The 12,815-nt window shown below is 60.7% G+C and carries 10 protein-coding genes; 6 read left to right on the top strand and 4 right to left on the bottom strand.

Annotation, left to right across the window (positions count from 1 at the left end; all coding sequences use genetic code 11):
• The first annotated feature begins 369 nt into the window (after positions 1-369).
• Both wecB and HMPREF3157_RS09965 read left to right on the top strand, forming a co-directional pair.
• Entirely contained in the window at positions 370-1,434 is a 1,065-nt protein-coding gene (wecB, locus tag HMPREF3157_RS09970) for a non-hydrolyzing UDP-N-acetylglucosamine 2-epimerase (protein WP_016665022.1), read from the top strand.
• Positions 1,421-2,605, top strand: a complete 1,185-nt coding sequence (locus tag HMPREF3157_RS09965) for a glycosyltransferase family 4 protein (protein ID WP_016665021.1) — start codon at positions 1,421-1,423, stop codon at positions 2,603-2,605. Before wecB ends, HMPREF3157_RS09965 begins: the two co-directional genes overlap by 14 nt.
• Positions 2,606-2,631: 26 nt before the next feature.
• Here HMPREF3157_RS09965 and HMPREF3157_RS09960 read toward each other — a convergent pair whose 3' ends face one another.
• Genes HMPREF3157_RS09960 through HMPREF3157_RS09950 form a run of 3 tightly spaced genes read right to left on the bottom strand, consistent with a single transcriptional unit; the run spans position 2,632 to position 6,304 of the window.
• On the bottom strand, positions 2,632-4,572 hold the full coding sequence (locus HMPREF3157_RS09960; RefSeq protein ID WP_016665020.1) for a DUF6541 family protein: 1,941 nt from the start codon (positions 4,570-4,572) through the stop codon (positions 2,632-2,634).
• On the bottom strand, positions 4,569-4,988 hold the full coding sequence (locus HMPREF3157_RS09955; protein WP_016665019.1) for a DUF2304 domain-containing protein: 420 nt from the start codon (positions 4,986-4,988) through the stop codon (positions 4,569-4,571). Before HMPREF3157_RS09955 ends, HMPREF3157_RS09960 begins: the two co-directional genes overlap by 4 nt.
• A complete protein-coding gene (locus HMPREF3157_RS09950; protein ID WP_016665018.1) occupies positions 4,985-6,304 on the bottom strand; it encodes a nucleotide sugar dehydrogenase in 1,320 nt (439 codons plus the stop codon). Before HMPREF3157_RS09950 ends, HMPREF3157_RS09955 begins: the two co-directional genes overlap by 4 nt.
• 145 nt (positions 6,305-6,449) lie before the next feature.
• Here HMPREF3157_RS09950 and HMPREF3157_RS09945 point away from each other — a divergent pair, with 145 nt between their 5' ends.
• Positions 6,450-7,133: a glycosyltransferase family 2 protein gene (locus tag HMPREF3157_RS09945; RefSeq protein ID WP_016665017.1), complete on the top strand. Its 684-nt coding sequence runs from the start codon at positions 6,450-6,452 to the stop codon at positions 7,131-7,133.
• Between the two features lie 30 nt (positions 7,134-7,163).
• Here the strand turns inward: HMPREF3157_RS09945 and HMPREF3157_RS09940 are convergent, their stop codons facing one another.
• Entirely contained in the window at positions 7,164-8,075 is a 912-nt protein-coding gene (locus HMPREF3157_RS09940) for an LCP family protein (RefSeq protein ID WP_070436237.1), read from the bottom strand.
• A 510-nt stretch (positions 8,076-8,585) separates the two neighbouring features.
• On the opposite strand from HMPREF3157_RS09940, the gene HMPREF3157_RS10315 reads away from it, so the two are divergent.
• The 3 genes from HMPREF3157_RS10315 to glf all read left to right on the top strand — a co-directional run bounded on the left by HMPREF3157_RS10315 (position 8,586) and on the right by glf (position 12,787).
• Positions 8,586-10,625: an NAD-dependent epimerase/dehydratase family protein gene (locus tag HMPREF3157_RS10315; RefSeq protein WP_016665015.1), complete on the top strand. Its 2,040-nt coding sequence runs from the start codon at positions 8,586-8,588 to the stop codon at positions 10,623-10,625.
• Positions 10,622-11,509: a glycosyltransferase gene (locus tag HMPREF3157_RS09930; RefSeq protein WP_016665014.1), complete on the top strand. Its 888-nt coding sequence runs from the start codon at positions 10,622-10,624 to the stop codon at positions 11,507-11,509. The genes HMPREF3157_RS10315 and HMPREF3157_RS09930 overlap by 4 nt, the downstream gene beginning before the upstream one ends.
• Positions 11,510-11,629: 120 nt before the next feature.
• Complete coding sequence (gene glf, locus HMPREF3157_RS09925; RefSeq protein WP_016665013.1) at positions 11,630-12,787, top strand: UDP-galactopyranose mutase; 1,158 nt, start codon at positions 11,630-11,632, stop codon at positions 12,785-12,787.
• The last annotated feature ends 28 nt before the right edge of the window (positions 12,788-12,815 follow it).

The raw sequence follows: 12,815 nt of genomic DNA, 5'->3' as shown, positions 1-12,815 counted from the left end.
TAGGCACCACGCCACAACCTCTTGTGACCAGTACACTCGATCAAACTGGCGAAGCATGGTGAGGGGGCGATTTAGCCTCCATGACACCAGAGTAGAAGGAATCTGGATGTGCTCACTCACGCCTTCGGGGGCTGCCTCATAACCGCATGTGGTCACCTCGTATCGCGGAGCGAACTCCTTCACCTGCTTGAGCACGCGGGCGTCCCTTGCGATAGGCGAAAAGGACAAGATGAGCAGACGTTGTTTTTGATTCACGAGCACATCCCTCTCAGTGAAGGTTGAGACAACACGGCCAATCTTGCCATGTCACAGCACTGGACGGCCGCTAAACTCGTGGTGAACCACCCGACATGCAATTCCGGAGCGCGAATGAAAATCCTGTCCGTTGTCGGCGCACGCCCGCAATTCGTCAAACTTGCCGCGATCGCCGATGAAGCAGCAAAGCACGAGGGTATCGAACACATCATCATTCATACGGGCCAGCACTACGACGCCGCGATGAGCGACATGTTCTTCGCCGATCTTAAAATTCCCGCGCCTGACCTGAACCTCGCGGTAGGTTCGGGCAGCCATGGAAGACAGACCGGTGCCATGCTCAGCGCCATGGATGACGTGCTCGAGGAACACCAGCCCGACTGGACTCTCGTATACGGGGATACAAACTCGACGCTTGCCGGCACGCTGAGCGCCGTAAAAATGCACCTCAAGGTCGCTCATCTCGAGGCAGGGCTACGCTCATTCAACCGTCGTATGCCAGAGGAACACAATCGCGTGCTCACCGACCATGCCGCGGACCTTCTGCTCGCGCCGACCGAGGTCGCACGCCAGCACCTTGAGAGTGAAGGGCTCGGGTCACGTACGCGCGTCGTTGGCGATGTCATGACTGATGTGTGCCTGCGCGTTGCGAAGGCAGTTGACGGCAGTCCGCTTCACCTTCCCGAGGGGATTGACGCCAACTCGCCGTTCGCCGTTGCCACCATGCACCGTGCCGACAACACAGATGATCCAGATCGACTCAAGGGTCTCATCACTGCACTCCAAAATGCTCCGCTTCCAATCGCGCTATTTGCCCACCCTCGGCTTACTGCAAGAGCAAAAGAACAGGATCTTGCACTCGCGGGTGGCAACCTCTTTGTAGGGGAGCCGCTTCCGTACCCGGACCTCGTCAATGCGGTTTCTCGTGCGAGCGCCGTCGTGACCGATTCTGGTGGCCTCCAAAAAGAGGCATACCTCCTCGGCACTCCCACAACGACGCTACGCACCGAAACCGAGTGGGTAGAAACGCTCGAAAACCAGTGGAACGTCTTGGCCAAGGAACCGTCGGACCTTAGCGCCGCCCTCCAGCGGCCCCGGCCCCGTGCCGAGCGCCCCCCTTACTACGGCGATGGGCATGCGGCCCGTACCGTCATCGAGGTGCTGCGTGAGGAGGCGTAACCGCGAGAGCGCTGGGCATGTCGTTCTTGCAACCCGGGCATTCGTGCCAGAACCTATTCCCGCGGCGTTTCGTACCCACCAATTAGCGAAGGCACTTGAGAAGGCCGGTATCCGCACGCGGGTGTACACAACTCGCGTCCCCCATCAACCGAGTCGCCAAGAACGAGGCATCACCCGGGTCGTGCGCTGGCCCGTCAAACGCGATAAACAGGGCGCTGTACGCGGCTACGTCTCTTACCTGAGCTTCGATGTCCCGCTATTCCTTCGACTCCTTTTGACGCGACACCTCGACGGTATTATCGCCGAACCACCTCCGACGACAGGCCTCGTCGTCGCGCTTGTTGCGCGCCTCAAAGGCGTGCCATATGCCTTTTACGCGGCTGACGTGTGGGCTGATGCGACTGAGTCTGTCGAAGGGGTCCCGCGCATTGTCAAACGTGCAGTCCGATGGATGGAAGAAACCGTGTGGAAGCGCGCGTCGGTTGTGCTTACCATTTCCGACGGCGTCCGGGCACGAATCGAGGAGCGCATCGGAAAGCGCCCCTCGCTCGAGATGATCGGAAACGGCATCGACACGGAGATCTTCACCCCGGAAGGGCCGGATGCCGGCGAAGAGGGGCCGTACTTCGTGTATGCGGGAACCGTCTCCGAATGGCAAGGTGCTCAGATTCTCGTGGAGGCTTTCGAAAAGGCCCATGAAAAGCGAATGGATGCTCGGCTCATATTCTTTTCTGAAGGCACCAACCTCGAGGCCCTCAAACGTATGGTTCGTGAGCGAAGTGTTGATGGAATCGAGTTTTTCCCGAAGGTCCCCGCAGACGTGGTCGCGAAGTACATGCGTGGAGCCGTTGCGGGCCTGAGTTCGATCACGCCCGGATTGGGGTACGACTTTGCGCTGCCCACGAAAATCTATGCGGCCGGCGCGTGTGGGCGGCCAATCATCCACGCCGGAGCCGAGAATTCGGCAGCAACAATCCGCATCCGAGACAACGGTCTCGGCTACGCGCCGGGCTATGACACGGAGGCGCTCGCGAACGCGATGATCGAGGCCATTGACAGCCAAGACAGGGTCGATCGAGCACATGTGCGACAGTGGACCGTCGGCAATGCTTCGCTCCAATCTTCGGCGGACCGTGGCGCAGCACGTATCTCACGCATGCTCGCCGATTAGGGCACAACTATTGTAATCGCCGGCTCTCATTCGCAGTGGAGTTCGTACAGCGCCGAGTGGCTTGTTGACGCCAGAGGATCCCCAAGGTTCGGAAGGCGCCGGACGGTAAGTGGCGCCATGCCGCTTGCGTAGTAATAGGAGAGTGCATCAACGTAGACGTAACCGATCCCCGCCTGAGAAAGGCGGAAGCACGCACCGGGATCTCGAGGGTCCCCGATGAGTTCTGGTGTACGGATGAGCACGGCATCGCTCTCCGTGTATGTTTGCCCAAGTACCCGAAAATGCACGCTCTGTCCGTTTAGTGCCCAAAGGTGGGAGCCGCCGGAGAAAGGGCTGGCGAGAACCTTCCTGCGTGGATCGAGTCGTCCGTCGAGACTCTTGAGCATCTCGAGTTCTTCCGTATCGAAGAAGCGGCTCCGGTTCGGTGTGTCGAGATCAAAATTGAGGGCCGCGTACGATGCACGCGCGCCTACGCTTGATGCTATGAGAGCAAGGGCGATCACCCCAGATACGCTCGCGGTGATCATCCGGGTAGTGCGGGTTGTTTGAGGGGCCCGGGCGAATAGGCGGACCCGTTCGATACCCGCGACTGCGCACAGGACCGTCACGAGAGTGACGACCATCGACAAACGATCCTGACCTCGATACCAGAGAGTTGAGAGATTCAGCGGGGAGTCGATCGCTGAATCGAAGTAGAGTACGCCCACGACCAGTGCACACACGAGGGGCGACCACGCGCCACGTCGCAAAAATGCGAAGACTCCGATCCAGGCGAGAACCCAGATACCTACCCCAATGGCCATGGGCCACACAGTAAGGAGCCCCGTCAAGAGTTCACCGGCTCCCTGCCACACTGGAACGGCGAGACCGCCGGTGAAATTCTTTGTCACCGGTGAGGCATTAGGCAGAAGAATGATCGCCACGATGGGTGCTGCACATACGGCTGGGATGACGGCAACGATTGTCCTATGCCAGGTTCGGGTGTTGGCGTGACGGAAGGCGCGGATGGCATCGCCTGCAGTTGCGGCAGCCAGGAGAACGCAAGCGGCGAAAAAGGCGTTGGGGTGAACGAAAGCGATACCGATAAGCGCTGTTGTCGTGGTGACGGCTGCTGCGAGCCCACAGCGGATATCGAGGCTACGGTGCCTTACCTGTTTGAGCAAGGTCTGCCAGCTTGCGATTGCTATTGCAAGCGCCCCCGGCAGGAAGGAGAAGCCCGCGAGGTTTGCGACGGGGGACAAGTGCACCCACTCGTTGAGAGGAACCGACGGCGCCAGCAAGGCCAGGCACGCGGCAGACGTTGGAGCCCAGGAGGCGCGAGGCCACAAGATTCTGGCGAGAACGGCAATCCCAACTGTCCATGGAACGGTGGCGAGCGTAATGACCGCAGCGTTGAGGGTGATGGGGGTTGGAACCCCCGGAAGAAGCGCTGCAATATCGTGGAAGCCAGCCGGGTAAAAGCCGGCGCGTCCATCGGTGTAGCCGAGCGATCCAACTTTGAAAACCGAGCCGTCTCCAGTAGATCGTATGAACTCAATCGCGCCCAAGTGGTAAAGCGTGTCCCAGCGCTGAAGGATGGCATCAGGCCCAGGCATCGTATAGAGGATAGGGCCGACAGCCGCGAAAGCACACACGAGGATAGCCGTCGGAAAGACCCAACGGGCGGTTGCGGGTGCAAGCGCGCGAGGCGCGGGAAAAAATGACTCTCGTGTGAGCAGGAGGCGAAGGAGACTAAACGCGAGGGCTGCTACACCGCTCACGCATGCGGCGCTGATGAGGTTCCACTGCTCGTCGAAGCGTGAGCAGACGAGCGCGCCCAAGGCAAACACCCCGGCGGTGAGAGCCGGGCCGGTCGCGAAGGCAAGAAGCCGCGGAACCCGTAGAAGGCGCGCGAATACAAAACCGGGGAGGAATGCTAGGGCAAGTGCACAAGCAGCTGCTCCCGCGAACACACACCAGGCGCTCATGAATCTTTCGTGACGTTCAAGGCGTGATTACGGAATGCCTCAGGTTGTTCCGCTTCGTAGACGGCAACTTTGCGTGCCAGCTTCGTCGTTCGCTTTTCCGCGTTCTTCGTGCGCGCCTCCTGGAGAGCCAAGAAGCCGAGAAGCACGACAACGGTGGCGTAGAGCAAGAGGTCGGTGCCGCGGCCGACGCCCACGAACTGGGCAAGGGCGGTCACTGCGCCGGGAAAGATGACAGCGAGAACCGCGAATACCGCGAATGCAAGAATGAGGAGCCGGCGGATCGCAAGCTGCTTGGCGCCACGTTTAATGAAAAGCCATGCGGTGATTCCGAGAATCCCGAGAATGAGGATGATTTGGATTATTAGCGAGCGACTGTCGAGAACGAGTCCGGTCGGAGAGCTGAGGATGTCGGTCATGAGGCCTTTCCTAGAGTTGAGTTCTCACCGTTGCCTAGCACCAAGCGCGGGGTGCCTACCCAGTTTTCAGCAGCGGTAATGTTCCGCCCATCAATGAGCAGGCGTACACCTGGAATCGTTTCGGCAGTGTACCCGCGATATTCAGGGTGATTCGTTTGCACGATCGCGAGATCGGCGTTGTCGCCCTCGTGCCACGCGTCCCAACCGTACTTAGCGAGTTCTTCATCGCTATAGAACGGGTCGTGAACACGCACGCGGGCGCCCCGCGCCTCGAGCTCAGCAACGGTGGGGAATACGCCTGAGAACGCTGTCTCCTTGACACCGGCTCGGTACGCCGCGCCGAGCACAACAGCTGTGAGCCCTTCAAGTGAGCCGAGGATTTCTTCCGCTCGGCCCACGAGCTTGCCCGGAACCGAGGCGTTGAGTTTACGAGCCGTACGAACAGTCTCCGCATGTGGGTCAGTGGAAAGGTAGAGCCGCGGGTACACAGGAATGCAGTGGCCACCTACCGCAATTCCCGGCTGGTGAATATGTGAGTACGGCTGAGAGTTCGATGCGGCGATGACCTTGTAGACGTCGATGCCGTGGTCCTGGCAGAAGAGCGCGAGCTCGTTCGCAAACCCAATATTGAGGTCCCGGTAGGTTGTTTCGGCGAGTTTGGCGAGCTCGGCGGCTTCTGGTGAGCCGAGGTCCCACACCCCATTCGCGCGATCGAGGTCGGGGCGTTCGTCGAATTGCAGGACCGCCTCGTACAGCTCTCGACCTTTTGCAGCGCCTGCGGGGCTTAGAGCACCGATGAGTTTCGGGTATTTCCTGAGGTCAGCAAAAACTCGCCCCGTGAGAACACGCTCGGGGGAATAGACAGCGAAAAAATCTCGAGATTCCTTGAGGCCGGAAACCTCCTCGAGCACGGGAACGAAGCGCGTGCGGGTCGTGCCAACGGGGAGTGTTGTCTCATACGCCACCACGGTGCCGGGGGTGAGGTATTCGGCGAGCGAACGCGTAGCCGCATCCATGTAGCGGAAGTCCGGCTCCCAGGTTTCCTCGTCTACGAAAACGGGAGCGACAAGCACTACGGCGTCGGCGTCCGGGATGGCATCGGCATAATCGGTCGTGGCGCGAAGCCTGCCAGCAGGTACAAGCTCGGCAAGGCGCTCGGCGAGCTGCTCTTCGCCCGGGAACGGCTCTTTCGCTTCGTTGATAGTCGCGACTTGACGTTCATTCACGTCGACGCCTACAACTTCGTGTCCACTCGCGGCGAACTGCACGGCGAGCGGCAATCCGATCTTTCCAAGTGCCACGACGGCGATCTTCATGAGGCGTGGTCCCTTCGGGGAGTTGAGTTTTTCGAGGCGCTATGCGCTGTTGTCACTACCGACTAGGGTAGCCTTTGCGGTGGCGGTAACGCGCACCCGCGCCAAAAATCGCGCCAAAAATTGTCAATTTTCACGAGGTTTTCTGATGACCCTTGGCCCCGGAGCCGACACGACCTGGTTCGTTATCCCCCTGTATAACGAGGGGAAAGTAATTGGCGATGTTATTCGTGCACTGCGCGAAACGTACCCGTTGGTCGTGTGTGTTGATGACGGTTCGCATGATGACTCGGCGGTCGAGGCAGAGGATGCAGGTGCCGTAGTCGTGCGACACCCCTACAACATGGGGCAGGGGGCTGCGCTAAAGACCGGTATCGACTACGCGCTTCGGGATCCGTCGATGCAGCAAATCGTCACCTTTGACGCCGATGGGCAACACCAGGTGAGCGATGCCGCGGCGATGATCGAGAAGATGAATGCTGAGAAGGTTGACTGTGTGCTCGGCTCACGATTCCTCGATAGCCGCACGAAGCCGGGCTTTCTCAAGCGCATCGTGCTGCGGATGGCGATCGTCTTCACAAACATCACGAGCGGCGTTCATCTCACCGATACTCACAACGGTCTTCGCGTGCTCAGCCGCCACGCGTGCGAGTCCATCTCGATCGAGCAGAATCGTATGGCGCACGCCTCGGAGATCGTCTCGGAAATCGGTCGCAACGATCTCACGTACACCGAATATCCGGTTCACATTCTCTACACGGATTATTCGAAATCGAAGGGGCAGCCGCTGCTGAACGCGATCAACATCGTCACGGACCTTCTCTTTAAGTAGAGAAGATGAGCCTCGCTTCGTGAGGCGCCCCTAGCCTTCGGGCTTCGGTTCGGCCGAGCCGTCGGCAATCGATGAGAAGAAGGCGTGCACGTCTTCGTCGTCAACTTTGATGGCGACACCCGAGTGTTTCGTTTTGAAGTTCGGGTCCTCGATTGGCATGGCGAGAACACCTCCAGAGTTGGGTGCTGCGCGCATGACGAGGGCGGCACTGGCGAGGTCAATGAGGCCGGTGTCGTTATCGGTCACGAGGGCTTTCGTTCCCGCGCTTGCGAGATTCACCTGAGTGAGTGGGTTGAGCAGGACGCCAGGTGAGGATGCTCGTTTCATCAGAGCGCTCACGAACTGTTGCTGGCGCTGCTGCCTGCCTATGTCGGCCGTGGGATCGAAATAGCGGGCGCGTACGAACGCGAGGGCTTGCTCGCCGCCCACGTCGTGGCAGCCTTTGGTCATCTTGAGACCCGAACGCACGTCATCGACATCGCGGTCGATGCAGAGGTTCACTGTGCCGATTGCATTGACGACGTCCTCGACTCCGGAGAAGCCGATCACGACAAAATGATCGATCGTGAGACCCGAGAGTTTCTCAACGGTTTTGACGAGGAGGGGAGCGCCCCCCATCGAGTAGGCGGCGTTGATTTTGTGCGTTCCGTGCTCGGGAATTTCGGCGAGTGTGTCGCGCGGAATTGAGACGAGGTATTGCTTCCCGTTGGGCGCCTTGTGCAGCAGCATGAGAGTGTCGGTGCGCTGGGCTCCGCCCTGTTCGATGTCGGCTCCTGCAAGAAGGTAGGTTTCGCCCGGTGTATCGGCGGCTCCGGAGAGCGCGTCCGTGTGCGCGATTTTCGAATTAGCCCATACCCCGAGGCCAACCGGCCACCCGAGGGCAATAACGAGTATGAGAAGGACGATCGTGCGGGCAAGGCGAACCCCGCGCTTTCGAGACATGCCTCTTCTGCGAGGCGGGCCCGAGGGCGCTGGGTGCATCGGGGGGAGTTGATGCTGCGCGTGCTGCTCTGGGCTGCCCGATGGCTTCGAATTCAGACGCACCGGAGCCGGCCGGGCAGCATTGCGTACAGCTGGCATTTGACGCGTAGGCGTTTCGGCGGTGGGCTCGCTGTGAGCGCCAGACTCTCGTGGACGCGGCGCGGATGGTCGCGTCAGAGGTCGCGCCGACCCGCCCGAGCGGGCGCGCGAATGGCCGGGCCGCGAGCGGCCTGTGCCGGCGTCGCGTGGGAAGTCACCCGTCATCGTGTTCACCTTCAATCGTGTGGGGGGCGGCAAGCCGCACCATGCGCGCTCCCACAGTACACACCGATGACAACAAAACCTCGGACACCAAGGTGGAGTGAGTGAATCTGCCCCGGTGATGGCGTGTGTGCTCAGGCTCGGGACTCACTGCCCGTAAGATCATGCCTAGACTCTGCGATAAACCTGGACGAAAGGCGAGGAGACGACGTGTCCGAAAAAGAGCGACGGCAAACGCCGCCGCGCACCCTCGTTCTCGGTGGTGCGGGCTTTGCAGGTTCCCATATCGCGCGCGAGCTTCGTGAGCACGGGACCCCCGTGGTGACGGCAGACATTCGACCCGCAAGCGGTAATGGCAAGCATTGCGTGCTCGATATTCGTGACGACGAAGCCCTGCGCGCCGCGGTTCGCGGATGCGGCACGGTTGTGAATGCCGCTGGGGTTCCCGACTCCTCGAGCGTGAGCGCACGCACGCTCAACTCGGTCCTCGTGGGAGGCGCGCGTTCGCTCATTGCCGCTGCCGAACGTGAGGATGTGCGAACCCTCGTGTTCATTTCGAGCGGCGCCGTGTACGGCGAGACGCCTGACGGGCATAGTGCGCACGAATCTGACCCACAGGCCCCTACGACCGTCGAAGGGCGCGCTTTCGCAGAGGCGGAACGTCTTTACGGCCAGTGGGTGCGTGCGGGGCGGGGCCGACGCCTGCTGGTGATGCGCGTGGCCGAGCTTTTTGGTCCCGGTTCTCATGCGCGCATCTCGCGACTGATCGCTTCGCTCGTGAACTCTGGGGCAGTCTCGCTCACGCACACGGTCATCGCGCGCCCCCTGGCAAGCGTCGGAACCCTCGCTGGCGCGACGCGCGCCGCTCTCAATCTGAACGTCCCCGAAGGCGAGCCCTACGTGCTCAACGTTGCAGATTCCCCTCGGCTCGACGATCACGAGTTGCGCGCCCTCGTGCGCTCGATTGCGAAAACTGCACCGCTCGCACTTTCACTTCCCGGCAGGCGCCTCATGGCGCGCGCGGGGCGGGCAGGGGAAGCGGTTCGTGCAAGCGGCCTCGAACTTCCCCGTCGAATCAAGCGATTCGCCCTTGACGCGCGGCCGAGCGCCGAAATGTCGCGGGAGAAGCTCGACGCGCTTCTGCCCGCGCGGTCATCGCTCGAAGAGTCCCTCGCCGCGACTGTTCGCTGGGTGCGGGACAACAGCACCTCGAGTAACCCAGCGGACTCAGCCCCCATTCCGGAGCGTTTTGTTCCACACCCTGATGCCACGCAGGAGGACTCTCGACGAGTCGTTGCCGTGGTGGTGACGTACAACCGCGCTGATCTCCTCGGCGAGTGCCTCGATGCACTGCACGCGCAAAGCAGGCCGCTGGATGGCGTCGTCATCATCGATAACGCAAGCACGGACCGTTCCGGCGCCGTCGCCGACACCCACCCGATTGGTGCCGACGTTGTTCACCTCAATCGCAACGTAGGCGGTGCCGGTGGCTTTTGCACCGGCATGGCGCATGCCCTCCTTGAGCACAGTCCTGATTTCCTGTGGATCATGGACGACGATACGGTTCCAGCGCCCGATGCGCTCGAGAAGCTCCTCGAGGTTGAGCGCAAGCTCGATGTTCACGCAAGCGTTCTCAGTTCGCTTGCGGTCTGGACCGACGGTAGGCCGCACCCCATGAATTCCTCGCGTACGCGCCTCGGCACGAGTGACGCCGACCTCGATCGTTACGCACAGCTCGGGGCGCGTCCCATCCGCACGGCGAGCTTCGTGTCGGCGCTCATTGCTGCCGAAGACGTGTGGGAGCATGGACTCCCCATTGCCGACTATTTCATTTGGTCTGATGACTTTGAGTTCACAGGCAGGCTTCTGCGAGACTCCCACGGCTTCGCCGTCGCGTCGAGCACGGTTGAGCACCGCACCGTGAAGTTCTCGAATGCCCAGACGAATCCTGGTTCTAGGTTCTACTTCGACGTGCGCAATCGGTTGTGGGCCCTCACGAAAACCGACTCGTTCACCCCGATCGAGAAGGTTCTTTACGGGGGCAAGAGTGCGATTGGGTGGATGCAGACCCTGGTACGCACTCGCGCGGATGTCCTTCCCGTCGCGCTCAAGGGTCTCCGTGAAGGGCTCTTCACGTCGCCACGACGCTCGAGCGTGGTTCTTGCTGCCGATCCCATGAGTGCCACCGAGATCCGCGCGCTCGAATCTTCGATCGATTCCGCCGAACGCTCACGAAGGGCGCTCACGTGAGTAAGCACGGTGTGCGGAAGATCGAGGAGGACCTCACCGTCCTCATGCCCCTGTGGGAGGGAGACGACCCGGCGTACGCGCGCGAAGCCATTGCCTCGGCGACGGTCGACCAAACCACCGCTCCAGGCTTATTGCTGCTTGCCATCGACGGCCCGCTTCCCGACGCCCTGGAAGACGTCATCGCCGACGTTCTCGAAGGAAGATACGGTCGCGCACGAGTAGTGAGGAATAAGAGCCACGGCGGACTCGCACGCACCCTCGACAGTGCCCTCGAGCAATGCGAAAGTCCGCTCGTTGCGAGAGCCGATGCTGACGACGTGAATCATCCTGAACGGTTTGCGGTGCAGCTCGCTGCTTTGCGGGAGCGGGACCTTGACATCGTGGGCGCGAACATGCGCGAGATCGACGAGTCCTCTTTGCCTCGCCGCGATGAGGCGGGCGAGGAGCGTATTCGCCGCCGCCCCCTCACCCACGAAGAAATCGCGGACTATATGCGCGATCACTCACCGTTTCACCATCCCACGGTTCTCATGCGAGTTGAGGCCGTGCGCAGGGCAGGCGGCTACAGGGACATTCCGCTGATGGAGGATTATGACCTGTGGCATCGCCTGTTATGCACGGGCTCTCGCATGGGCAATGTTGCGGACGCTCTCGTGGATTACCGCGTGAGTACGAACCTCTATCGCAGGCGCGGGGGCCTCGCACTTTTTAAGAGCGATGTGCACATGCAGTGGTCGATGCTCAAGAGCGGGGCAACCAGCGCGCCCAGGGCCGTGAGAAATCTTGTGGGACGCGCGGTGTATCGCGCCGTGCCCGCATTCGCGCGCGACCGCGTGTATTGGCGCGTCATTGAACGCGGTCTTTCAGATACACAGCGGTCATGAACCGGCTAAGTCCCGCTATGTGACGAACCAGCGGCGCGCAGTCGGTGCGCCCTCGAGATTCTGCGCGCGCGACCGCTATTGTGGGATCGACGTAGCAAACCTCGAAGGGAACGACACATCATGAGCACACCCGACCTTCTCATCGTCGGATCCGGCCTTTTCGGCCTTACGCTCGCAGACCGCGCCGCACGCGAACACGGGGCAAAAGTAACCGTGATCGACAACCGCCCGCATATTGGCGGAAACGCCTACAGTGAGATCGACCCTGAGACGGGCATCGAGGTGCACAAGTATGGCGCTCACCTTTTCCACACCTCCAACACACGCGTGTGGGAGTACGTCAATACGTTTACGTCGTTCACGAATTACGTGCACCGTGTGTACACGAACCACAAGGGCATCGTGTACCCCATGCCGATCAACCTCGGCACAATCAACCAGTTCTTCAACGCGGCCATGACTCCGGATGAGGCGCGCGCACTTATCGCCGAGCAGGCGGGCGAATTTGCCGGGCAAGATCCCGAGAACCTTAATGACAAGGGCATTTCGCTCATTGGGCGCCCGCTGTACGAGGCCTTCATCAAGCATTACACGGGTAAGCAGTGGCAGACGGACCCCAAGGATCTTCCCGCGTCGATCATCAAGCGTCTTCCCGTGCGCTACACGTACGACAACCGCTACTTCAACGACACCTATGAAGGTCTGCCCACGAACGGCTACACCGCGTGGCTCGAGAACATGGCGGATCACCCGAACATCGAGGTCAAGCTTGGCGTCGATTACTTCGACGAGTCGCAGCCGTTCAACAAAAAGGACGTGCGCGGCCAACTCCCCGTCGTCTACACCGGACCCGTTGACCGCTACTTTGATTACGAACTTGGTGAGCTCAAGTGGCGCACGATCGATCTAGAGTCTGAAACGCTCGACACGGGCGATTTCCAAGGAACGTCGGTGATGAACTACGCCGATGAATCCGTGCCGTACACGCGCATCATCGAGCCACGCCACTTCCACCCCGAGCGTGATTACGCGAAGGACAAAACCATCATCATGCGCGAATACTCGCGGTTCGCAAGCCGTGAGGATGAGCCGTACTACCCCGTGAATTCGGCGGACGACCGATCGACTCTCCTCGAATACCGCGAGCGTGCGGAGGCTGAGCCCTCGACCCTCTTTGGCGGTCGACTCGGCACCTACCAGTACCTCGACATGCACATGGCCATCGGTGCCGCCCTCTCGATGGCTGATAACAAACTTGAGGAGCTTTTGCGCCGCTAGTTGTGCGCATCCGCCGTGACTCCGATGA

The organism is Dermabacter sp. HMSC06F07 (genome assembly GCF_001807345.1).
Lineage (GTDB): Bacteria > Actinomycetota > Actinomycetes > Actinomycetales > Dermabacteraceae > Dermabacter > Dermabacter hominis.
This window is presented reverse-complemented; position numbering and strand designations above follow the sequence as displayed.

What these genes read in the sequence shown, in the direction of transcription:
- wecB (WP_016665022.1), top strand. Translation starts at nt 370, where the DNA reads ATGAAAATCCTGTCCGTTGTCGGCGCACGCCCGCAATTCGTCAAACTT.
- HMPREF3157_RS09960 (WP_016665020.1), bottom strand. Translation starts at nt 4,572, where the DNA reads ATGAGCGCCTGGTGTGTGTTCGCGGGAGCAGCTGCTTGTGCACTTGCC.
- HMPREF3157_RS09955 (WP_016665019.1), bottom strand. Translation starts at nt 4,988, where the DNA reads ATGACCGACATCCTCAGCTCTCCGACCGGACTCGTTCTCGACAGTCGC.
- HMPREF3157_RS09950 (WP_016665018.1), bottom strand. Translation starts at nt 6,304, where the DNA reads ATGAAGATCGCCGTCGTGGCACTTGGAAAGATCGGATTGCCGCTCGCC.
- HMPREF3157_RS09945 (WP_016665017.1), top strand. Translation starts at nt 6,450, where the DNA reads ATGACCCTTGGCCCCGGAGCCGACACGACCTGGTTCGTTATCCCCCTG.
- HMPREF3157_RS09940 (WP_070436237.1), bottom strand. Translation starts at nt 8,075, where the DNA reads ATGTCTCGAAAGCGCGGGGTTCGCCTTGCCCGCACGATCGTCCTTCTC.
- glf (WP_016665013.1), top strand. Translation starts at nt 11,630, where the DNA reads ATGAGCACACCCGACCTTCTCATCGTCGGATCCGGCCTTTTCGGCCTT.